Here is a 20,293-nt window from a genome sequence, read left to right on the forward strand (position 1 = left end):
AAGAATCCAACACGTATCCGGCGGACCGGCCCGGAACACCACATCTCCCGGGCGGGTCCGTGCCACCCGCCGGGCAGGCGCAGCCAGTCCAGGTCGGCGGCTCCACGAGCCCAGCGTTTCTCGGCGGCGACTCGAAGCCGTCCATAGGGCGGCCGATTGGGGAGACGCGGGTGGTGTTGCTGGACCGCTTCGGGGGGCGGGTGCCGCCGGGGGCGCCGGGTGAGTTGTGTATCGGTGGGGCCGGGGTGGTGCGGGGGTATCTCGGGCGGCCGGAGTTGACCGCGGAGCGGTTTGTCGTGGATGCGCAGGGGGCGCGGATTTATCGGTCCGGGGATCGGGCGCGGTGGCGGGGCGATGGGCGGCTGGAGTTTCTGGGGCGGATCGATGAGCAGGTGAAGGTGCGCGGGTTCCGGGTGGAGCCGGGGGAGGTGGAGGCGCGGCTGCTGGCGCATCCGAGGGTGCGGCAGGTGGCTGTGGCGGCTGCCGGGGATCGGCTGGCCGGATATGTGGTCGCGGAAGGCGTGAGCGGGGAGGAGCTGGCGGCGTTCGCCGGGGAGGCGTTGCCGGGGTACATGGTGCCTTCGGTGTGGGTTTGGCTGGCGGAGTTGCCGCTGACGAGGCACGGGAAAGTGGATCGGGGGGCGTTGCCGTACCCGGAGATGGAGGCCGGGGGCGGGAGTGTGGCGCCGCGGACGGATGCCGAGCAGCTGGTGGCCGAGGTGTACGGCGAGGTGCTGGGGATCGCCGAGGTGGGCGCGCTGGACGACTTCTTCGCCGTCGGGGGGCATTCGCTGCTGGCGGCGCGGGTCATCGCGCGGATCCGGTCGATCACCGGGATCGACGTGCCGATCCGCACCATGTTCGACGGGGCCACGGTCGCCGCCCTCGCGGCGGCCGTCGAAGCGCTGCTGGTCGAGGAGCTGGAGGAGCTCTCCGACGAGGAGGCGGCGCGGCTGGCCGGATCAGTGAGGAGCCAACCTTGACCGTCGCCCGTTTCCACGCGGCGCAGGAGCGCACCGGTCCCCTGACGATGGGCCAGGCGAACATGGTCCGCTGCGTGCGCACCGACCCGCCCGAACACATGAACTACCGCGTGGTACGCCCGCTGCCCCCGGAGACGACCCTGACGGGCCTGGCCGAGGCGGCGGGTCTGCTCCTGTCCCGGCACGAGTCCCTGCGCACACTCGTCCGCGAAGACACCCAGCACGTGCTCGCCTCCGGCGAACTGCCCGTTCCGGTACGCGATTCCGCCACCCCGGAGGAATCCGCCGAGGAGCTGGCGAGGGAACTCCAGGGCGCACGGTTCGAACTGGTGTCGGAGGTGCCGTTCCGGATCGCGGCGGTCACCTCCGGGGGCGTGCCCAGCCAGGTCGTGCTGGTCACCACGCACAGCGCGGTCGACGCGATCGGCCTCGCCGTGCTGCTCGCCGACTGGGACGCGCTGATCCTCGGCAAACCGCTCCCCCCGGTCACCGCGCCCCAGCCGGTCGACGTGGCCGCCGCGGAGAACGGCACGGCCAGCCGTCGGCGTGCCGAGGCCGCGCTGCGCTACTGGGAGACGCACCTGCGCCGCATCCCCCGCTCGACCCTGACCGTGTCCGTGGACGACACCGACACCGAGTGGCTGCTGCCCCGGCTGCGGGTCCGCTCGGTCGCGGCCGCCGCCGCACTGCGCCGGATCACCGTACGGACGGGGGTGAGCGCGTCCGCGGCCGTGCTCGCCGCCCTGGCCACGGTGACCGGCCTGCGCGCGGGCGCGGTCACCGTCCCGATCCTGTCCATCTCGGCCAACCGGTTCCGCCCGGAGTTGCGCGACTACGTGGGGCCGCTGGCGCAGGACGCCCTGGTGCCCGTCGAGATCGGGGCGGACACGTTCGACGCCGTACTGCGGGGGGTGCGGTCGGCCACGCTCGCCGCGTACCAGAACAGCAGGTTCGACGCGGACGCGCTGATCCGCGTCATGACGGACGTGCAGCGGGAGCGCGGCGTGTTCTTCGCCAGGGATATCGTCTTCAACGACATGAGCGTGCCCGGTCAGGGCGGCCGGGTCGCGCGTACGGACGCCGGTGTGCACACGACCTGGCTGCCGGAGGCGACCCTGCCGACCCGGATGTCGCTCTGGGTCAACCGCCTCGAAGGCGAGCTGGATTTCACGCTGTGGGCCGATCCGCGTGTGCTCCCGCGGCCAGATGCCCAGGCGGCCGGGGAGGGACTGGCGCGCCTGCTGATCGACGCGGGCACCCGTGACGTCCCCCTCGCCGATCTGGCCGTCGAGCCGGTTCCCCGCGGTCCCGGCTGGGTCAGATCGGACGGCTGCTGGACCGACCTCGCCGAGGTGCGCAACCTCCTCCCGCCGGGCTCCGAGGTCGTGGCCGTGCCCGACGAGGAGCTGGGGTGGCGGCTCGTGGCGTACACGGTGGGCCAGGCGGATCGCACCCCGGAGGACTTGCACCGTGCCTGTCTGGCCGCCTTGCCGGGGCGCATGTCCGCCATGACTCCGCATCACTACGTCGTGTGCGCGACCGCACCGCGACCAGGCGAACGCTGGGAGGACCAGGCCCGCCTGGCCGAAGGCTCCGGCCGCTGAAGCCGGCGCCGAACCCGATCGGCACCGCGGCCTAGGCGCCTGTCCGGGGTTTCCGGAGGGTTCTGAGGTGGTGGGCGGCGAGGAGGGTCAGCCAGCACCAGCCGATGACGGCGGTGACGCGCTGGAGTAGACCGGCGATGTCGACCAGGCCGTCGACCTGGTTGAAGCCGACGGTGGCGAGTACGAACGCGGTCACGAAGGCGATGCCGGTGAGTATCGAGTAGCGGGACCAGGCGCGTGCGCCGTACGCGGCGAAACGGCGGCTGAGCACGAAGGGGGCCGCGGCGAGAGAGAGGAAGCCGGGGATGGAGACGAGGTCGTGGACGGCGGCGTGCGCGCTGCCGAACTCGGTGAGCAGGTCGGGAGTGCCTGGAGGGTAGCCGCTCACCGGATCGGTCACGAAGACGCCCGCGAAGATCAGGTGGATTGCCCAGATCCCGATGAGCAGCGGCCCCCAGGTCGAGCCGCGCGTCGATCCCCGAACCGGCCGCGATATCTGAAGCGATGCCGGGGAGTGGGTCCCGCCGGGCCGGAGCACGCGGCGCAGGCCGATGGCGAAGCCCAGCGTCAGCAGACCCGCGACGACGAAGTTGACGGACTGGATCCAGCCGAAGTCGCCGAGCTCGAGTGAGCTGACCGGGTGACGTAAGGGGTCGTAGTGGGCGCGGGTGGCGCCCTCGATCAGGAACGTTGCGACGAACAGCGGCCCTGCGATGACGCCGCCGGCCAGAAACCGCCTGGTCATGGACGTGTGCTGGTTACCCGATGGGGGTGGCCCGCCTCCGGCGGGCGGTGCGATGGTGCCCGATTCGATACCCATGCGTGTCAATGTAGGTTGACACCCCAGCCGCGTCAACCCACATTGACATACCGATTGACTTGGTAGGAAATATCGGTAACCCTGAATAGACGACGCGCCCAGCTTTGCGAGGTATGCCTATGTCCGTCATCGAACTGGAGGCTCCGGCCGAGGTCCGACCCCGTTCCCGCCCCCAGCCGTCACGGACCCGCGGAAAAGCCTGGCAACGCTGGCTCAGCCCCATCGCGGTCATCGCGATCTGGCAGCTCGCCAGCAGCACGGGCTTACTCCCGCCGCGACTGCTCGCCGCCCCCGCCACCATCGCCGCCACCGCCGCCGACCTCGTCCAGTCGGGCGTGCTCCCGACCGCGGTCGGCGTCTCCCTCCAGCGGGTCCTGCTCGGCTTCGGGGCCGGCGCGGCGGCCGGCATCCTGCTGGCCCTGGTCGCCGGCCTGAGCCGCCCGGGCGAGAACGCCGTCGACCCGATCATGCAGATGCTGCGCGCGCTCCCGTTCTTCGGCCTGATCCCGCTGTTCATCCTCTGGTTCGGCATCGGCGAGACCCCGAAGGTCCTGCTGGTCGCGCTGGCGGTCTCCTTCCCGCTCTACCTGAACACCTTCGCCGGCGTCCGCGGCGTGGACGGCAAGCTCGCCGAGGTGGCCCACACCCTGAAACTGGGCAGGGCCGCGCTGATCCGGCACATCGTGCTGCCCGGCGCGCTCCCCCAGACGCTGGTGGGGCTGCGGCAGAGCCTGGGCGTGGCCTGGCTGGCGCTCATCGTGGCCGAGCAGGTCAACGCCACCGCCGGCCTCGGATACATGATCAACGACGCGCGGGAGTTCCTGCGCACCGACGTGATCGTGGTCGGGCTGCTGGTGTACAGCGCGCTCGGCCTGCTCACCGACGCCCTCGTCCGGCTGCTGGAGAGGAGGGCCCTGTCATGGCGGCGCGGCTTCCTGGGGTGACGGTGGCGTCCGTACGGGGCCTGACCAAGGCTTTCGGGGAGCGGGTCGTGCTGGAGTCGCTCGATCTGGAGATCGGCTCGGGCGAGTTCATCGCGCTGCTGGGCCGCAGCGGCTCGGGCAAGTCCACGCTGCTGCGCGCCCTGGCGGGGCTGGACCGGGAGGTGAGCGGGGAGCTGGCGGTGACCGGCTCGGTCGCGGTGGCGTTCCAGGAGCCCCGGCTGGTGCCGTGGAAGCGGGTGCTCGGCAACATCACCCTCGGCCTGGACGCGCCCGTGGAGCGCGCCCGCGAGGCGCTGGCCGAGGTCGGCCTGACCGAGCGGGAGCAGGCCTGGCCGCTCACCCTCTCCGGCGGCGAGGCGCAGCGCGCCAGCCTGGCCAGGGCCCTGGTCAGGGAGCCGGACCTGCTGCTGCTCGACGAGCCGTTCAGCGCCCTGGACGCGCTCACCCGGATCTCCGTGCACCAGCTCGTGCTGGAGCTGTGGGCCCGCCACCGGCCGGCCGTGCTGCTCGTCACGCACGACGTGGACGAGGCCCTGCTGCTGGCCGACCGGGTGCTCGTGCTGGACGAGGGCCGCATCGCCCACGACTCCGCCGTGACCGCCCCCCGCCCCCGGCACCGCGACAACCCCGAGCTCATCACGCTCCGCGCCGACCTGCTGACCGCGCTCGGCGTCTCCCCCGAAGGACGATCATGATCAGCACCGCCCGCCGGCTCCTCGCCGTCCTCCTCCTCACCGCCGCGGCCGGTACGGCCTGCGCCGCCGAGGACACCCCCACGACCGCCGCCGAGCCCGGGAAGATCACCCTCCGGGTCGGCGACCAGAAGGCCGGCTCGCAGGCGCTCCTGAAGGCCGCCGGCCTGCTGGAGGGCACCGGCTACGACATCACCTGGTCCCAGTTCACGTCGGGGCCGCCGCTGCTGGAGGCCGTCAACGCGGGCGCGGTGGACGTGGGCGGCGTCGGCAACACCCCGCCGGTGTTCGCCGCCGCGGCGGGATCCAAGATCAAGATCGTCGCCGCGTACCGGCAGAATCTGGCGGCGGCCGCGATCGTGGTGCCGGACGCCTCGGCGATCGCGTCGCCCGCCCAGCTCAAGGGCAAGAAGGTCGCGGTGGCCAAGGGCAGCTCCGCGCACTACCACCTGCTGTCGGTGCTGAAGAAGGAGGGGCTGTCGTTCGCGGACATCCAGCCGCAGTACCTGCAGCCCGCCGACGCGCTGGCCGCGTTCTCCGGCGGCACGGTGGACGCGTGGGCGATCTGGGACCCGTTCACGTCTCAGGCCTCCATCCAGCACAAGGCCCGGCTGCTCGTGACCGGCGAGGGCTACGTGAACGGCCTCAACTTCCAGGTGGCCGCGCCGTCGGCGGTGGCGGGCAAGGAGGCGGCGCTGCGCGACTTCCTGACCCGGCTGGCCAAGGCGCGGGCCTGGTCGGTGAACCACAAGGACGAGTGGGCGAAGGTGTGGGCGCAGGAGACCGGCCTGCCGCAGGAGGTGGCCGACGCGGCCGTGGCCAACGCGGTGGCCACCCCGATCGTGATCGACGACGCCGTGGTGAGCTCGGAGCAGGAGATGGCCGACGCGTTCAGCGCGGAGGGTCTCATCCCGGGCAGCCTGAAGTTCGCCGACTTCGTCGACCAGCGGTTCAACGACGTGGTGGGGGCCCAGTGAGTGCGCTCAGGTTCCACTGGTTCCTCCCGACCACCGGCGACGGCCGCTCGATCGTGGGCGGCGGGCACGGCCTGGCCCGCGAGCACGGCCGCGCCGTCTACCGGCCGCCGTCGATCGACTACCTGGGGCAGATCGCCCGCTCGGCCGAGCAGCTGGGCTTCGAGGCGGTGCTCACCCCGACCGGCACCTACTGCGAGGACGCCTGGCTGGTCACCGCGGCCCTCACCCAGGTGACGAAGAAGCTCAAGTTCCTGGTCGCGTTCCGGCCGGGGCTGCTCTCCCCGACGCTGGCCGCGCAGATGGCGGCGACGTACCAGCGTGTGTCCGGCGGCAGGCTGCTGCTCAACATCGTCACCGGCGGCGAGGACGCGGAGCAGCGCCGCTTCGGCGACCACCTCGGCAAGGACGAGCGCTACGCCAGGACCGACGAGTTCCTCTCCATCGTCAAGGGCGCCTGGCAGGGCGGGTACGACTTCACCGGCGCCTACTACGACGTCGAGGACGCCCGGGTGGCCGAGCGGCCGGACCCGCTGCCCGAGCTGTATTTCGGCGGGTCGTCCGCGGCTGCGGGCACGGTCGCCGCGAGGCACGTGGACGTCTACCTGACCTGGGGCGAGCCGCCGGCCGCGGTGGCCGAGAAGATCGCGTGGGTCCGGCGGCTGGCCGCCGAGCGGGGCCGTACGCTGCGGTTCGGCATCCGGCTGCACGCGATCACGCGGGACAGCTCGGCGGAGGCGTGGGACGAGGCGGGCCGCCTGCTGGACCGCATCCCGCCCGACGACATCGCCAAGGCCAGGAAGCTGCTCAGCCGGAGCGCCTCGGTGGGGCAGCAGCGCATGCTCGCCCTGCACGCGGGCTTCCAGGGCGGGAAGGCCCGCGACCTGGAGGTCCATCCCGGGCTGTGGGCCGGCGTCGGCCTGGTACGCGGCGGCGCGGGCACCGCCCTGGTGGGCAGCCACGCCGAGGTGGCGGACCTGGTCGAGGAGTACGCGGCGCTCGGCATCGAGGAGTTCGTGCTGTCCGGCTACCCGCACCTGGAGGAGGCGTACTGGTTCGGCGAGGGCGTGCTGCCCGAGTTGCGCCGCCGCGGGGTGCTGCCGAAGGCCGCCTAGCCGAGCAGAACGGGAAGGGCGCGTTCGAGTGCTCTGCTCCAGTACGGCCAGCGGTGCGTGCCGTCGCCGTAGAAGTCGGTCGTGACCTCCACGCCGGCCTTCTCGGCGGCGGCCGCGAAGTTCCGGTTCTCGACGAGGATGGCGGCTTCGCCCGCGTCCCTGGGCCTGCCCAGGTCCAGGGGCCCAGGCTCCCCGTTGCCGGAGGAGATGTAGAGGCGCAGGCCCTTCAGCCCGGCGACCAGGTCGGTGGGGTTGTGCGCCTTCCAGTTGGCCTCCCGGCCCGGGTAGGGTCCCCAGATCTCGTCGGGTTCGACGCCCTCGCCGCGCAGGAAGTCGCTGAAGGCGGGCGGATCGGACCGGATGTCGAGCACGCCGGAGAAGGAGGCCGCCGCCTGGAAGACGCCGGGGTGCCTGGCCGCGTAGCCCATCGCGCCGTGGCCGCCCATGGACAGGCCGGCGACGGCCCGCCTGTCGCCGATGCCGTACAGGGGTTCGAGCAGGTCGCGGACCTCGGTCATGTGGAAGGTCTCCCAGGCGGGGCCTTTCACCCAGTCGGCGTACCAGCCCATGGTGCCCGCCTCGGGGACGATGACAACGGCCTTGGCCTTCGCGGTGATGCGGTCGGCCTCGCCCGAGATGAGCCAGGCGTCGCCCCGGCCGACGCAGCAGCCGTGCAGCAGGTAGAGCGCCGGCCAGCCGGTGGAGCCCTCCGTCCAGCCCTCCGGTCTGAGCACCCAGACCGAGCCCTCCCGGCCGAGCGCGGGCGACCAGATGGTGATCTCATCCACGCGCCCGCCGGCGGCCTCCCGCCCGACGACCTTCGCCACCGGTTTCTCCGGGGCTTTCTCCGAGGCCGGGATCGCCTCGCCCGCCGCGCATCCCGTCACCAGCAGAAGCGCGAAAACACCCAATATCCGTCGCACTGATGACTCTTATCGGAAATAGCAGGAAAAGGGCCACCGGGCGGGGTCACATGGTGTGCCCCGCCCGGTGGAGATGGCGCTCCCAGGTCCCTTCGGGCCGAAACGGGCTCGGACCGAACCAACCGCCTCCACGCTAAACACGCAGTCTTATGTATGTCAATTAAACAAACTAAGCCCGTCTGGAACCCGATGAAACTTTCATCGCCGGGCGGGAGAGGCGACAGGCCCGCCGGCTGAGCCCGGCGGGCCTGCATCCCCTCTGGCGAGGGTCGGAGAGCCCCCGACAGGGCTGTGAAGGGACCGTCGGGGGCGGCCTGTCCGGACGACACGGGGGCATTCTCCGGACGGGCGACCAGCGGAGCGGGACGGCGTGAGCAGCCCGCTCAATTCTTTTCTGATCGGAATCGCATGATCCTCGCTCGATTCCCATTGAATCCATCGGGCCCGCGGGCAGACAGGACCACTTCACCGCCAGATGCGCGCGGGAGTGGTCCGGCTTACGAAACCCGCAACACTCAAAGTTCAGATGCGCGCCCTTGGCTGTTCAGCTACTCATCCCCTTGCCGGTCACCCCCATGGCTAGGTTTCCATGCACCCCCGGGCTCGGGGTGTGTTGTCGCAGGTAAGAGGAGTGTCTCGTGCGTGTGCTTGCCGTAATTCCGGCCCGTGGGGGTTCGGTGGGGGTTCCGCTGAAGAACCTGGAGCGGGTTGGCGGGATGCCGTTGGTGTCCCGGGCAGTGACGGCGTGCGTGCGCGCGGAACTGGTGGACACCGTGGTGGTCAGCACCGACCACGCGGGCATCGCGGACGCCGCCGAGTCGGCGGGCGCGCGGGTGGTGCCCAGGCCGGCGGACCTGAGCGGCGGCACGGCCTCCAGCGAGTCGGCCGTCCTGCACGTGCTGGACGCGCTCGGCGAGGAGCCCGAGATCGTGGTCCTGGTCCAGTGCACCAGCGCCTTCATCGACCCCCAGGACTTGGACGCGGCCATCGCCAAGGTCCTCGACGGGGAGGCCGACGTGGTCTTCTCCGGCCTGGAGACCTACGAGTTCGTCTGGAACGTGAACGGCGGCGGCATCAACCACGACCCCGCGCACCGGCCACGCCGCCAGGACCGCGAGCCGCACTTCCGGGAGACCGGCGCCTTCTACGTGATGCGCACCGCCGGCCTGCGCGAGGGCGGGCACCGCTTCTTCGGCACCGTGGCCGTGCAGCCGGTCCCGGCCCGGCACGCGGTCGAGGTGGACACCGTGGAGGACCTGGAGATCGTCAGGGCGCTGGCCCCCTTCGTGGACGAGCCGCAGCCCATCGACGTGGACGCGGTCATCACCGACTTCGACGGCGTGCACACCGACGACCGGGCGTACGTGGACTCCGAGGGCCGCGAGATGGTCGCGGTTAGCCGCTCCGACGGCATGGGCGTCGCCCTGCTGAAGCGGTCCGGCGTCAAGCTGCTGGTGCTGTCCACCGAGCAGAACCCGGTCGTGGCGGCGCGGGCGCGCAAGCTGGGCGTGCCGGTGCTGCAGGGACTGAACACCAAGCAGACGGCGCTGCGGGACTGGCTGGCCATCGAGGGCCTGGACCCGGCGCGGGTGGCCTACGTGGGCAACGACCTCAACGACCTGGGGTGCATGCAGCTCGTGGGCTGGCCGGTGGCGGTGCCGGACGCGCACCCGCGGGTCCGGGCCGCCGCCCGGGTCGTGCTCACCCACGCGGGCGGCGCGGGCGCGGTCCGCGAGCTCTGCGACCGGGTGCTGGCCGCCCGCCCGCCGCTGGCGGAGACGCAGCAGCCGCCGCTGAGCCCGCTCACCTTCCGCCCCCGCCCGGCCCAGGCCCCGAGCGTACGGATCGGCGACGCCCTGCTCGGCCCCGGCAACCCGGTGTACGTGATCGGCGAGATCGGCATCAACCACAACGGCGACGTGGACATCGCCCGCCGCCTGATCGACGTGGCGGTGGAGGCCGGCTGCCAGGCGGTCAAGTTCCAGAAGCGCACCCCGGAGATCTGCGTGCCGCCGGAGCAGCGCGGCCAGATGCGGCAGACGCCGTGGGGCGAGATGACCTACCTGGAGTACAAGATCCGCACCGAGTTCGGGCGTGACGAGTACACCCAGATCGCCAAGTACTGCGAAGAGCGCGGCATCGACTGGTTCGCCTCCCCGTGGGACGTGCCCTCGGTGGAGTTCCTCGAGGAGATGAACGTGGTCACCCACAAGGTGGCCTCGGCCTCGGTGACCGACCACGAGCTGCTCCGCGCGCTGGCCGCCACCGGCAAGCCGATCATCCTGTCCACCGGCATGTCCACGCTGGAGGAGATCGACAAGGCGGTCGACATCCTCGGCACCTCGAAGCTGGTGCTGATGCACGCCACCTCGACCTACCCGCTGCCGCCGGAGGAGGCCAACCTCCGCACCATCGTCACCCTCCAGGACCGGTACGGCGTGCCCGTCGGCTACTCCGGCCACGAGCGCGGCCTGCAGATCTCGCTGGCGGCGGTCACCCTGGGCGCGGTCACGGTGGAGCGGCACATCACCCTGGACCGCACGATGTGGGGCTCCGACCACGCGGCCTCGCTGGAGCCGAGCGGCCTGGAGCACCTGGTCCGGGACATCCGGATCATCGAGTCCGCGCTGGGCGACGGCGTGAAGCGGGTCTTCCCCGGCGAGGAGGCCCCCCGGGCCCGCCTGCGCCGCGTCACGGTCTGACCTGTTCCGGCCCCCTCGGCCCCTCGGAGGAGGATCTTGATCACGCTGTCGGTCATCGTGCCGGTACGGGACGGCGAGCCGTACATCGCGGACGCCCTGACCTCGCTGGCGCGCAACGCGCGCGCGGACTTCGAGGTGATCGTCATCGACGACGGCTCCGCGGACGCGACCGGGGAGATCGTCGCCGAGTTCCGCGACGAGCTGCCGGCCCTGCACGTGATCAGGCACTCCGAGGCGGCCGGGCTGGCCAGCGCCAGGAACGCGGGCCTGCGCCTGGCCTCCGGCAGGTATGTGACGTTCCTGGACGGCGACGACTGGATCGGCCGGGGCTATCTGGTCTCCCTGGTGGCCGCGATCGACGGCCTCGGCTGCGACTTCGTCCGGGTCGACCACGTGCAGTCGGACGGCCGCAAGCGGGAGCCGCACCGGGCGCCGGAGGCCCGCAGGGACGTGGTCCTCGACCCGAGGGACGCGATCCTGCCGACCGGCGCCAAGACGATGGTCGACTATCCGTACGCGTGGGCGGGCGTCTACCGGCGCGAGCTCGGCGACCTGCTGGCCTTTCCCGAGGGCCTGCACACCGCCGAGGACCGCCCCTGGATCTGGCGGCTGCACCAGCGGGCCAAGTCGTTCGCGGTGGTGTCGCTGTCCGGCGTGTTCTACCGGCGCGGCCTGCCGCAGTCGCTGACCAGGATCGGCGACGAGCGGCAGCTGCACTTCTTCGACGCCTTCGACCTGGTGCTGGCCGAGGCGGAGGAGCCGTACCGGCCGAAAGCGGTCCGCACCTTCTGCGCGCTGCTCGCCAACCACCTGGAGATGCGGGACCGGCTCACGCCGGAGACCGCGGCGCGTTTCGAGGAGCGCGGCGCGGCGACGCTGGCCCGGCTCCCCGCCGACCTGGTGGCCGACGCACTCGACGCCCTCGATCCCGATCGCCGCGCTCTGCTGAGGCTCTCATGACGACGGTCTTCCACGCCTCCCGCCTGTTCGGCGTGATGACGCTCACCGCCGCGATCGACTCGGGCGCGTTCGGCCCGTCCGGCCGACGGGTGCTGATCGTGACCAACAACGCGGACATCCCCGAGATCGCCCTCGGCCTGGACGAGACGCCCGCGTTCGCGTCGCTGCGGGACCGCTTCGACGAGGTGCACTCGTGGAACGAGATCATCGCGCCGCTGCACCCGTCGGAGTGGCGGGCCCGCGCGATCGAGGTCCCGATGCTGGGCCGGCTGCTGCTGTCCCGGCTCGGCATCACGGATCTGCGCGAGCTGGTGCTGGAGTCGGTGATCGTGCCGCCGGCGCGCAGCCTGCCGGGCCTGTTCAAGGACTGCCCGATCACGGTCTACTCCGACGGCCTGATGGCGCACAGCCCGACCAGGGACGTGCTGCCCGGCGAGATCTCCTCCCGGGTGACGCGCCTGCTCCACCTCGGCCTGGTCCCGGGGGTGGCCCCGCTGCTGCTCAGCGAGTACGGCGTGCCCGCCCAGACCGTGCCCGCCGAGTACTTCCCGAGGATCGAGTCGCCGCCGGTCTACGGTGAGGCCGTCATCCTCGGCCAGTACCTGTCGTCGCTGGGCATCCTCTCCGAGGACGAGGAGAACCACCTGCACGCGGGGATGCTGCGCGCGGTGGTCGCCCGGGGCCACCGTGAGGTGATCTTCCAGCCGCATCCGGCCGCCCGGCACCGGCAGGGCAGGGAGCTGCGCCGCCTGGCCGCCGACCTGGGCGCCCGCCTCGTCTTCCCCGCCGAGGGCACCCCGGCCGAGGCCCTGTTCGCGGCGGCCCGCCCCAAGCTCGTGGTCAGCTGCTTCTCCACGGCGCTGACCACGGCCCGCCTGCTGTACGGCCTGCCGGTGGCCACCATGGGCACCGAACTGCTGCTGGAGCGCCTGGCCCCGTACGAGAACAGCAACCGGATCCCGGTGACGATCGCGGACGCCACCCTGCCGCGCCTGAACGAGGACGGCTCGCTCACCGAACCGTCCCCGGTGGACCTGCCCGGCCTGATCAACTCGGTCGCGTACTGCATGCAGCCCGCCGCCCACCCCGGCCTGCGCGCGACCGCCCAGGCGTACCTGGAGGCGAACGGGCCGATCCGGTATTTCAAGCGCCGCCGCCTGGAGTCCCTGGACCTCCCCATCCAGCCCCAGTCCCGGTCGCGGCTGCGTTCGCTCATCCGCGGCCGATGACAGTTGACACAATTTACGTCCGGACCGAATTAACTGAGACACATACCTAAAGGGTATTAAAGCAGCCATTCTTCAGCTTTATCGGCAGGCTTCCGCATGGCATTCGTGACGGAAGGACGAACCTTGCGGAAGACAATCACTGCCGGAATGACCGCGGGAATGTGCCTGGGCCTGCTGGGCGGCCCCGCGGACGCGGCGGCGGGAGCACCGCTCCGGATGGCCGGGAGCGCCTGGTTCGCGGGGGGCGGGGTGCCCATCTGCGGCAAGAGCACCGCGCGCACCTGCGACGGCCAGCCGCACGTGGGCGGCGTCTCGTCCAACTGGTGGCAGTGCGTGGAGCTGGCGCAGCGCTTCTACCAGCGGCGCGGCTGGCACAAGGGCATCTTCGCCGGGGTCGGCGTCGCCTCCCACATCTTCACCAAGGCGGCGGCGCTGCGCATGACGCCCCAGCCCAACGGCGCCGTGACCGACATCGTGCCCGGCGACATGATCGTCATGAACCGCACCGGGCAGGCCGGGCACGTCGTGATCGTCGAGTCGATCACCCAGAACCGGGACGGCACCCGCAGCGTGATGACCGTCGGCCAGAACTCCAAGGTCGTCCGGAACCCGATGCGCTGGCACGGCGGCGTCCTGGACAGCTTCTGGTCCGGCTACAGCGTCGCCGGCGTCGTCCGCTCCCCCGAGAACATCGGCATCCTGTCCTACGGCGGCGGCACGCCCGGCTACGCGCCGCTCGTCAACGGCGGCGGCGTGCACGCCGTCGGCGCGAGCCTGCTCTCGGTGACCTCCACCGGCCAGGCCTTCGGCGGTCCGCTGCCGCACCGCCCGCCCGCCGGCCTGACCGGCCGCGTCGTCGACGCCGCCGGCACGCCGACCGGCCGCGGCTACTGGCTGGCCGCCTCCACCGGGCAGATCTTCGCGTACGGCGACGCGAAGCCGTACCCCGCGATCGAGGGCGAGGTCACCGCCATCACCGCGACCGGGAAGGGCCCGCTGGCCGTCGACGCCACCGGCCACGTCCACGCGCCGGGCCGGAAACCCGTGGCCGCCCCCGAGGGATACTCCGGCGGCTTCGTCGACATCGCGGCCACCGCGGACGGCTACTGGCTGCTCACCTCGGCGGGCCAGGTCCACGGCACCGCCCCCTGGTACGGCAACGCCACCACCTTCGACCACGCCGTCGTCGCCATGTCCCCCACCCCGTCCGGCAAGGGCTACCTGATCCTGGACAAGACCGGCCACGTGTACGCCTTCGGCGACGCGGAACACCTCGGCGACCTGCCCGCGGGCTCGGCGGAGGCGGCCGACGTCACGCACACCCCGACCGGCTACACGATCATCACCAGGACCGGCGTGCGCCACTCCTTCGGCGGCGTGACCTCGACCGGCCGCGCCACCGGCTTCACCGGATTCTTCTAGACCACAGCTGAACAGACGGCAGGCCCGTCCCGGTCGGGGACGGGCCTGCCTGATCTGGTTCCTCGCTAGCGGCCCACGGCGCGCAGGGCGTTCACGATGCCCTGGCCGTAGAAGCCGTTGTTGCTCCTGCCGCCCTCACACACGTGCGTCGCGGTCACGGTGGTGCCGCTCGGCAGGTGACGGGTGTAGGTGTAGCTGCCGCCCGGCGGGCACGCCGTGTCGGTCGCGGTCTGCTTGAGCACGCGCTCCACGTCGTCGGGGTCCATGCCGAAGCCGCCCCGGCCGTTGCGGCCGTACTTGCTGACGATCAGCGCCGCCACCCCGGCCGCGCGCGGCGAGGCCATCGAGGTTCCCTGCAGGTACTGGTAGTACGCGCAGACGGAGCCCCTGCAGTCCTTCACCACGTACTCGACCGTCGGGTTCCCGTCGGCGTCGATCTCACCGTTGGCCCGCGCCAGCGACTCGGGGTACGCCGAGAGCGTCGCCTTGGTGATGTCCCGCGTGTTGCCCGGCGTGTCGTAGACGTCCCCGCCCGGAGCGGCCACGTCGACGTAACCGTTGCCGTAGTCGGAGTAGTACGACTTGCGGGTGCTGATGCCGGTGGAGGAGACCGAGACCACGTGGTTGCCCTCGCTCGGCATGGACACGCAGCTCGGCGGGATGGTCCGGCTGCGCGGCGCCTCGCCCGGCTCGCTGGCGAAGTCCGGCGAGGAGGCGTCGATCAGCGTCTTGGTGTAGTCGGTGGCGCCGTTGCCGGCCGCCGCGACCAGGGTCACGCCCCTGCGGTGCGCGTAGTCGAGCGCCCGCTGGGTGGCCTTGATGATGGTGACCTGCTCCGCCCGGTCGGCCGGCGAGTCGGCCGGGTTGTCGGCGCAGTTGAACAGCCACGGGTCGATGTAGTAGCTCATGTTGACCACGTCGACGCCGATGTCGCCGGCGTAGGTGAGCGCGTCCACCGAGGGCTGCAGGAAGAAGTAACCGGAGTCCTGGCCGGCCCGGATGTTGACGATGGTCACCTTGGGGGCCACGCCCGCCACGCCCAGCTTGTTCAGCGGCGAGGCGATGGAGGAGGCCACGTGCGTGCCGTGCCCGTCCTCGTCCACGTTCGCCGGGTCGTTGCAGGAGCCGTCGGGCTCGTCCGCGCACGGCCCGTCGATCGGGTCGCCGTTGGCGTCCGCCGGGATGTCCACGGTGAAGTTGCGGCTCAGCGCGTTGCTGAAGTTGGGGGCGATGTCGGGGTGCGTGCCGTCCACGCCGGTGTCGAGCACGCCGACGAGCACGCGCTTGTCACCCTGCTCGTACTTGTGGGCCTCGTTGGCCTTCATCAGGTCGAGGTCCCACTGCAGGTCGTCGAGCGGCTCCTCGGACGGCCTGCGGTTCCACTTGGCGAACTTGCCGTGGCCGCGGCCCTCCTTCTCGATGGCCTTGGCCTCGATGGCCTTGCGCACGTCCGCGCGGACCCTGGCGGTGTCCGGCGCGGTGCCGATGACCCGGTTGGCGGCCACGCCCTCGATGGCCGGACTGCTCCGGACCGCGTCGGCGAAGCCGGCGTTCTCGGTGCTGACCGTGGCCAGCCCGACCGCCGTGTTGACCTTCACGATGGAGCCGCCGGCCGCCTGGATCGCCTTCTGGGCATCGGCCGCGCTGGCGCCCTCCTTGTAGAGGACGACGTACTCCTTGCTGGTCGCGGGCGCCGCGGACCCGGATGCCGCCTGGACCGGCGCCGTCAGTGCCGCCGCGGCTAACGAAACCGCTCCGGCAATGGCGATGAGACGTTTCAACTGCCACCTCCCTGTGGGCAGTAGAGAACACAGGCAAACAGATCAGGACACATCTGTCGCGCAGCACATATTTCGGGATCACACCAGGGATCTAAAGCTCGCCTGAAAGTTGAGGCCAAGGTGTGACATTGGAGAGACCGTACTGTCGTGCGGATTTGCCCGGGAGGTACTTGACATCCGCATTTTGGAATGGGTCAAACCGTCCGAAAATACATATCAGAAGGGTTTGAGGTAGCGGCGGATCCGGCGTTTGGTGCGGTAGCCGTACCTGAGGACGCGGGGCGGGATCTCGATGCGCAGGCGGGCGCGGCGGCGGGCGGCGGCGTGCTCGGGCCCGTCCAGCAGCGACCGGGCCGGGACGAGCCCGCCCTCGCGGGCGGCCAGCACGAGCGCGGACAGGCGCTGCGCCCAGTCGCTGGCCGCGGCGTCGTGGAAGTAGTTGGCCTGGCACCACTCGGGACTGGGCGTGCGGAAGTCGGCCTTGGCCAGGTCGTCCAGGGTGCCGAGGGTGCCGCTGCCCTCGAAGACCAGGTTGATCATCTCGGCGCTGACCCCGAAGTCGGACAGGATCAGCAGCGGCACGCCCTGGGCGATGGCCTCCAGGGCGGCGGTGGAGCTGACCGTGACGAACCCGCCCGCGCGGGCCAGGTGCTCGTGCATCGGACCGGCCTCGAACCGCACCGCGGCGGCCCGGACCCGGCCGTCGGCGGCCATCGTGTTCCACAGCCGCTCGTAGTGGTGGCGCTCGTTGTGCGTCTGCCGCTCGTCGTCGCGGGCCCGCAGCTTGACCACGATGTCCAGATCGGGACGCGCGTCGGCCAGCGCCTGCAACGCCAGCAGGATGCTCTCCCGCTCCTCCCGCCTGGCCGGCACCTTGGCCTGCGTCGCGAAGATCACCCGATCCCCGCTCCCCCGGCTCCCCAGATCCAGGTACGGCAGGCGCGCCAGCGCGATCTCGCCGCCCCCGCCGAGCCGGTCCCCCAGCTCCCGGAACTCGCCCACCTCACGGCCGCTGTGCAGGATGAACAGGTCGCAGCCGCTCCGGAAGAGCCAGGCCTTCTCGGTCGCCGGCACCGAGATGCCCGGCAGCCCGGTCGCGATCACCGGGCGCGGCCGCAGCCCGGCCAGCACCTCGGCGGCCAGCGCGTCCACGACCGGCCCCGTGCAGGCCAGCAGCACCACGTCCGGGCGGAACCGCTCGGCCGCCCGGCGCAGGCCGCGGGCCCCGAGCACCTCCGTGGACGGCCCCTCCTCCGGCGCGCCGCCGAAGCGGGTGCCGCTCACGGCCGCCGCGATCTGCCCCGGCGACGGGGTGATCGGGGTGCGCACGACCGCCAGCTCCGTGGTCCAGTTCGCGGGCGCGGCGTCGAGCAGGCCGGCCGCCCACTTCAGGTACGAGTCGGAGTCGGCGACGGCCAGCACGCGCAGCGGCGCGGGGACGAGCAGGCGGTCCGGGGTGACGCGGGTCTGTGTGATGGAGGTCGGGGGGGTGACGCGGGTCAAGGAGCAACCCTTTCGTGGGCGAAGAGCTGGAGATGGGAACGGAGCGAGGGGCCCGCCGAGGCGGTCCACCAGTCGTCGGGCACCTCGACGGTCTCGATCGAGACCCCGCGGGCCCTGAGCAGGATGCGCAGCGAGGTGACCGCCGTGGACGGCAGGCTCAGCACCCGCTGGCCTGGGCGCAGCCCGCGCAGCGTCATCTCCGCCGGCACGCCAGTCTCGTACACGGTGACCCCGGCGATGCCGCGCACCCGCTCCAGGTCGCGCGGGTCCTCCCGGCGGTGCGGGTAGTACGCGACCGGCTCGTCGATGGCGGCCAGCCACTTCACGTACGCGTCCCGGTGGATCAGGCCGTTGCGGACCAGCGAGGTGCCGAGCACGACCGTGCGCTCGTCGGGGGGCACGTCGCCGGGCTGCGAGCGGAGCCAGCCGAAGTCGTGGCGCACCAGCTCGGCGCCGCGCTCGCGTACGGCCTCGGCCAGCGCGTCGGGGACGGGCAGCGCGGTGAACACCGTGAGCCGGCCGCCGCGCAGGCGCAAGCCGGCGGCGGCGCCCAGGACGCGGCGGGCCAGGCCGGGTTCGGCGCGGGCGCGCAGCAGCGGGCGGCGGGCGACCAGCAGTTCGAGCAGCCGGATGGTGGCCAGGCCGTCGTCCACCAGCACGACCCGGCGCGGCGGGGAGGTGAGCAGGCTGAGCTGCACCCGGCCGGAGAACGCGTCACCGAACACCCAGGTCCGGCCCGGCTTGGGCATGCGCGCCGCGGGTTCGGCCAGGTCGAGGCCGGGCGGGAGGTCGAGCCGGGTCATCTCGGCTCGGGTGAGCCTGAGCGCGGGCAGGCCGGAGCGCGGCACGACCCTGGTGGCCGGGCCGAGCAGGCCGGCATGCTGTGCTTCGATCACGCACAGCAGCTGCAGCGGGGATTCCACCCACGCGACGGCGAGGCCGTCTTCACTCTCCGAGGACCCTTTCACGACGGGCTCACCGTAGCCGCCGGATGCGACGTCACAGGGAACACCCGGTTAACAGCCGCCCACGGGGACAACTCATCCGAAATCCTCCGCGATCTCCCCTCACCCCGGTCGTTGGGACGTTTCCGCAGGTCGTCGCGGGGTGATGATCTAGTCCATGGGTAAATGGACGGTCTGGCCGGTGGTTGTCGCATTGCTGGCGTCGGCGCTCTCCGCGCCGGCCGAGGGTTCCCAGAGGCGGGCCGATCCGGCCAAGCCGAACATCATCTTCATCCTCACCGACGACCTCGACACCAGCGATCTCACGAAATTTCCGAACATCTCATCGCTGCTGATGGGGCAGGGCACCACCTTCTCGCGGTTCTTCGTGGCCAACCCGTGGTGCTGCCCGTCCCGCTCGTCGATCCTCCGCTCCCAGTACGTGCACAGCCACGGCATCGTCTCCAACCGCGCGCCCAGCGGCGGCTTCCCCCGGTTTCATCCCATGGAGAGCTCCACCCTCGGGACCTGGATGCGGAAGGCCGGCTACCGCACCGCGCTGATGGGCAAATACCTCAACCAGTACCCGTCCGGCGTCTCCCCCACCTACATCCCGCCCGGCTGGGACGAGTGGGCGGTCCCGGTCACCCACCTCTACCAGGAGTACGGCTACCGCCTCAACGACAACGGCAAGCTCGTCGACCACGGCGACGCCCCGGAGGACTACCTCACCGACGTGCTGGCCCGCAAGGCCGTCGACTTCGCCGCGAAGGACGACCCGTTCTTCCTCTACCTCTCCCCGGTGGCCCCGCACCGCCCGGCCAACTTCGCCCCCCGGCACGCCAAGGCGTTCCCCGGCGCGAAGGCCCCGCGCACGCCCTCCTTCAACCAGCTGGACGTCTCCGCCGAACCCGCCTGGCTGCGTGAGCGCAGGCCGCTCTCGGCCGGCGCGATCGCCTCCATCGACCGGCAGTACCGGGACCGGATGCGCGCCATGCTCGGCGTCGACGACCTCGTCGGCACCCTCATCGCGGAGCTGGCCAGGAGCGGCAAGCTGGCCAACACGTACCTGTTCTTCACCTCCGACAACGGCTTCCACCTGGGGCAGCACCGGCTGCGGCCCGGCAAGACCACGCCGTTCGAGGAGGACATCCGGGTGCCGATGATCGTGCGCGGGCCGGGTGTGCAGGCCGGCCGCGTCACCGACGCCATGGGCGCCAGCGTCGACTTCGCGCCCACCTTCACCGAGCTGGCCGGCACCGGGCATCCGGACTTCTGCGAGGGCAGGTCGCTCGTGCCGATCCTGCACAACCGGCCCACCGCCTGGCGGGACGCGGTCCTGGTGGAGTTCGTGCTGCCGGACTACGCGGGGTCCTCGCCGCCGACGTACAAGGCGCTGCGCACGGCGCGGCACACCTATGTGGAGTACGAGACGGGTGAGAGCCAGCTCTACGATCTCGCGACCGATCCGTACCAGCTCCGCAATCTCGCCGCCGAGGCCGATCCCGCGCTGATCTTCCAGCTGTCCAGCCGGCTGGCCGCGCTCCACCGCTGCCAGGGGGCGAGCTGCCGGGAGGCCGACAGGGCCGCTCCGGGGGTCTACCAGCACAGGTAACCGGAGCTGCGCTTGTCACAGGGAGTAGCGGCCTGGAACGCGCACGGGAGCGCTCCCAAATGCCCCTCTGGGTGAAATGTCA

16 protein-coding genes are annotated in these 20,293 nt (G+C 71.7%); 11 read left to right on the plus strand and 5 right to left on the minus strand.

Annotated features, from left to right (window positions below; translation table 11 throughout):
- Nucleotides 1-59: 59 nt before the first annotated feature.
- Together Aph01nite_RS31240 and Aph01nite_RS31245 are read left to right on the plus strand one after the other, a co-directional pair.
- Nucleotides 60-983, plus strand: a complete 924-nt coding sequence (locus Aph01nite_RS31240) for a phosphopantetheine-binding protein (RefSeq protein WP_275419316.1) — start codon at nt 60-62, stop codon at nt 981-983.
- Entirely contained in the window at nt 980-2,587 is a 1,608-nt protein-coding gene (locus tag Aph01nite_RS31245) for a condensation domain-containing protein (RefSeq protein ID WP_204044630.1), read from the plus strand. The genes Aph01nite_RS31240 and Aph01nite_RS31245 overlap by 4 nt, the downstream gene beginning before the upstream one ends.
- 31 nt (nt 2,588-2,618) lie before the next feature.
- On the opposite strand, the gene Aph01nite_RS31250 is transcribed toward Aph01nite_RS31245, so the two are convergent.
- Nucleotides 2,619-3,407, minus strand: a complete 789-nt coding sequence (locus Aph01nite_RS31250; RefSeq protein ID WP_204044631.1) for a DUF998 domain-containing protein — start codon at nt 3,405-3,407, stop codon at nt 2,619-2,621.
- Nucleotides 3,408-3,526: 119 nt separating this feature from the next.
- Here Aph01nite_RS31250 and Aph01nite_RS31255 point away from each other — a divergent pair, with 119 nt between their 5' ends.
- Genes Aph01nite_RS31255 through Aph01nite_RS31270 form a run of 4 tightly spaced genes read left to right on the plus strand, consistent with a single transcriptional unit; the run spans nt 3,527 to nt 7,132 of the window.
- Nucleotides 3,527-4,351 carry an ABC transporter permease gene (locus Aph01nite_RS31255; protein WP_239162120.1) on the plus strand — a complete coding sequence of 275 codons (825 nt, stop codon included), beginning with the start codon at nt 3,527-3,529 and terminating at the stop codon, nt 4,349-4,351.
- On the plus strand, nt 4,327-5,046 hold the full coding sequence (locus Aph01nite_RS31260; protein WP_204044633.1) for an ABC transporter ATP-binding protein: 720 nt from the start codon (nt 4,327-4,329) through the stop codon (nt 5,044-5,046). The genes Aph01nite_RS31255 and Aph01nite_RS31260 overlap by 25 nt, the downstream gene beginning before the upstream one ends.
- Nucleotides 5,043-6,020, plus strand: a complete 978-nt coding sequence (locus Aph01nite_RS31265; protein ID WP_204044634.1) for an ABC transporter substrate-binding protein — start codon at nt 5,043-5,045, stop codon at nt 6,018-6,020. Before Aph01nite_RS31260 ends, Aph01nite_RS31265 begins: the two co-directional genes overlap by 4 nt.
- Nucleotides 6,017-7,132, plus strand: coding sequence for an LLM class flavin-dependent oxidoreductase (locus tag Aph01nite_RS31270; protein WP_204044635.1), 1,116 nt, complete (start codon nt 6,017-6,019; stop codon nt 7,130-7,132). The genes Aph01nite_RS31265 and Aph01nite_RS31270 overlap by 4 nt, the downstream gene beginning before the upstream one ends.
- Here Aph01nite_RS31270 and Aph01nite_RS31275 read toward each other — a convergent pair.
- Nucleotides 7,129-8,055 (minus strand): alpha/beta hydrolase, encoded by a 927-nt coding sequence (locus tag Aph01nite_RS31275; RefSeq protein WP_204044636.1) that lies wholly within the window; start codon nt 8,053-8,055, stop codon nt 7,129-7,131. The two genes, Aph01nite_RS31270 and Aph01nite_RS31275, sit on opposite strands and share 4 nt — an antisense overlap.
- 644 nt (nt 8,056-8,699) lie before the next feature.
- On the opposite strand from Aph01nite_RS31275, the gene Aph01nite_RS31280 reads away from it, so the two are divergent.
- The 4 genes from Aph01nite_RS31280 (at nt 8,700) to Aph01nite_RS31295 (ending at nt 14,368) form a co-directional block, all read left to right on the plus strand.
- Nucleotides 8,700-10,757, plus strand: coding sequence for an N-acetylneuraminate synthase family protein (locus tag Aph01nite_RS31280; RefSeq protein ID WP_275419317.1), 2,058 nt, complete (start codon nt 8,700-8,702; stop codon nt 10,755-10,757).
- A gap of 36 nt (nt 10,758-10,793) precedes the next feature.
- Nucleotides 10,794-11,717, plus strand: coding sequence for a glycosyltransferase family 2 protein (locus tag Aph01nite_RS31285; protein ID WP_204044638.1), 924 nt, complete (start codon nt 10,794-10,796; stop codon nt 11,715-11,717).
- Complete coding sequence (locus Aph01nite_RS31290) at nt 11,714-12,946, plus strand: polysialyltransferase family glycosyltransferase (RefSeq protein ID WP_204044639.1); 1,233 nt, start codon at nt 11,714-11,716, stop codon at nt 12,944-12,946. Before Aph01nite_RS31285 ends, Aph01nite_RS31290 begins: the two co-directional genes overlap by 4 nt.
- A 147-nt stretch (nt 12,947-13,093) precedes the next feature.
- Nucleotides 13,094-14,368, plus strand: coding sequence for a CHAP domain-containing protein (locus tag Aph01nite_RS31295; RefSeq protein WP_204044640.1), 1,275 nt, complete (start codon nt 13,094-13,096; stop codon nt 14,366-14,368).
- Between the two features lie 65 nt (nt 14,369-14,433).
- On the opposite strand, the gene Aph01nite_RS31300 is transcribed toward Aph01nite_RS31295, so the two are convergent.
- The 3 genes from Aph01nite_RS31300 to Aph01nite_RS31310 all read right to left on the minus strand — a co-directional run bounded on the left by Aph01nite_RS31300 (nt 14,434) and on the right by Aph01nite_RS31310 (nt 18,620).
- Nucleotides 14,434-16,149: a S8 family serine peptidase gene (locus tag Aph01nite_RS31300; RefSeq protein WP_204044641.1), complete on the minus strand. Its 1,716-nt coding sequence runs from the start codon at nt 16,147-16,149 to the stop codon at nt 14,434-14,436.
- A 216-nt stretch (nt 16,150-16,365) separates the two neighbouring features.
- Nucleotides 16,366-17,652, minus strand: a complete 1,287-nt coding sequence (locus Aph01nite_RS31305) for a DUF6716 putative glycosyltransferase (protein WP_239162121.1) — start codon at nt 17,650-17,652, stop codon at nt 16,366-16,368.
- Nucleotides 17,649-18,620 carry a hypothetical protein gene (locus Aph01nite_RS31310; protein ID WP_204044642.1) on the minus strand — a complete coding sequence of 324 codons (972 nt, stop codon included), beginning with the start codon at nt 18,618-18,620 and terminating at the stop codon, nt 17,649-17,651. The genes Aph01nite_RS31305 and Aph01nite_RS31310 overlap by 4 nt, the downstream gene beginning before the upstream one ends.
- 178 nt (nt 18,621-18,798) lie before the next feature.
- On the opposite strand from Aph01nite_RS31310, the gene Aph01nite_RS31315 reads away from it, so the two are divergent.
- Nucleotides 18,799-20,211: a sulfatase family protein gene (locus Aph01nite_RS31315; protein WP_239162122.1), complete on the plus strand. Its 1,413-nt coding sequence runs from the start codon at nt 18,799-18,801 to the stop codon at nt 20,209-20,211.
- Nucleotides 20,212-20,293 lie beyond the last annotated feature (82 nt).

Origin of the sequence: Acrocarpospora phusangensis (genome assembly GCF_016862995.1) — a bacterium.
GTDB lineage: Bacteria > Actinomycetota > Actinomycetes > Streptosporangiales > Streptosporangiaceae > Acrocarpospora > Acrocarpospora phusangensis.

Excerpts from the sequence above, each read along its gene's own strand:
- Aph01nite_RS31250 (WP_204044631.1), bottom strand. The coding sequence starts at position 3,407 with ATGGGTATCGAATCGGGCACCATCGCACCGCCCGCCGGAGGCGGGCCA.
- Aph01nite_RS31255 (WP_239162120.1), top strand. The coding sequence starts at position 3,527 with ATGTCCGTCATCGAACTGGAGGCTCCGGCCGAGGTCCGACCCCGTTCC.
- Aph01nite_RS31260 (WP_204044633.1), top strand. The coding sequence starts at position 4,327 with ATGGCGGCGCGGCTTCCTGGGGTGACGGTGGCGTCCGTACGGGGCCTG.
- Aph01nite_RS31265 (WP_204044634.1), top strand. The coding sequence starts at position 5,043 with ATGATCAGCACCGCCCGCCGGCTCCTCGCCGTCCTCCTCCTCACCGCC.
- Aph01nite_RS31290 (WP_204044639.1), top strand. The coding sequence starts at position 11,714 with ATGACGACGGTCTTCCACGCCTCCCGCCTGTTCGGCGTGATGACGCTC.
- Aph01nite_RS31295 (WP_204044640.1), top strand. The coding sequence starts at position 13,094 with ATGACCGCGGGAATGTGCCTGGGCCTGCTGGGCGGCCCCGCGGACGCG.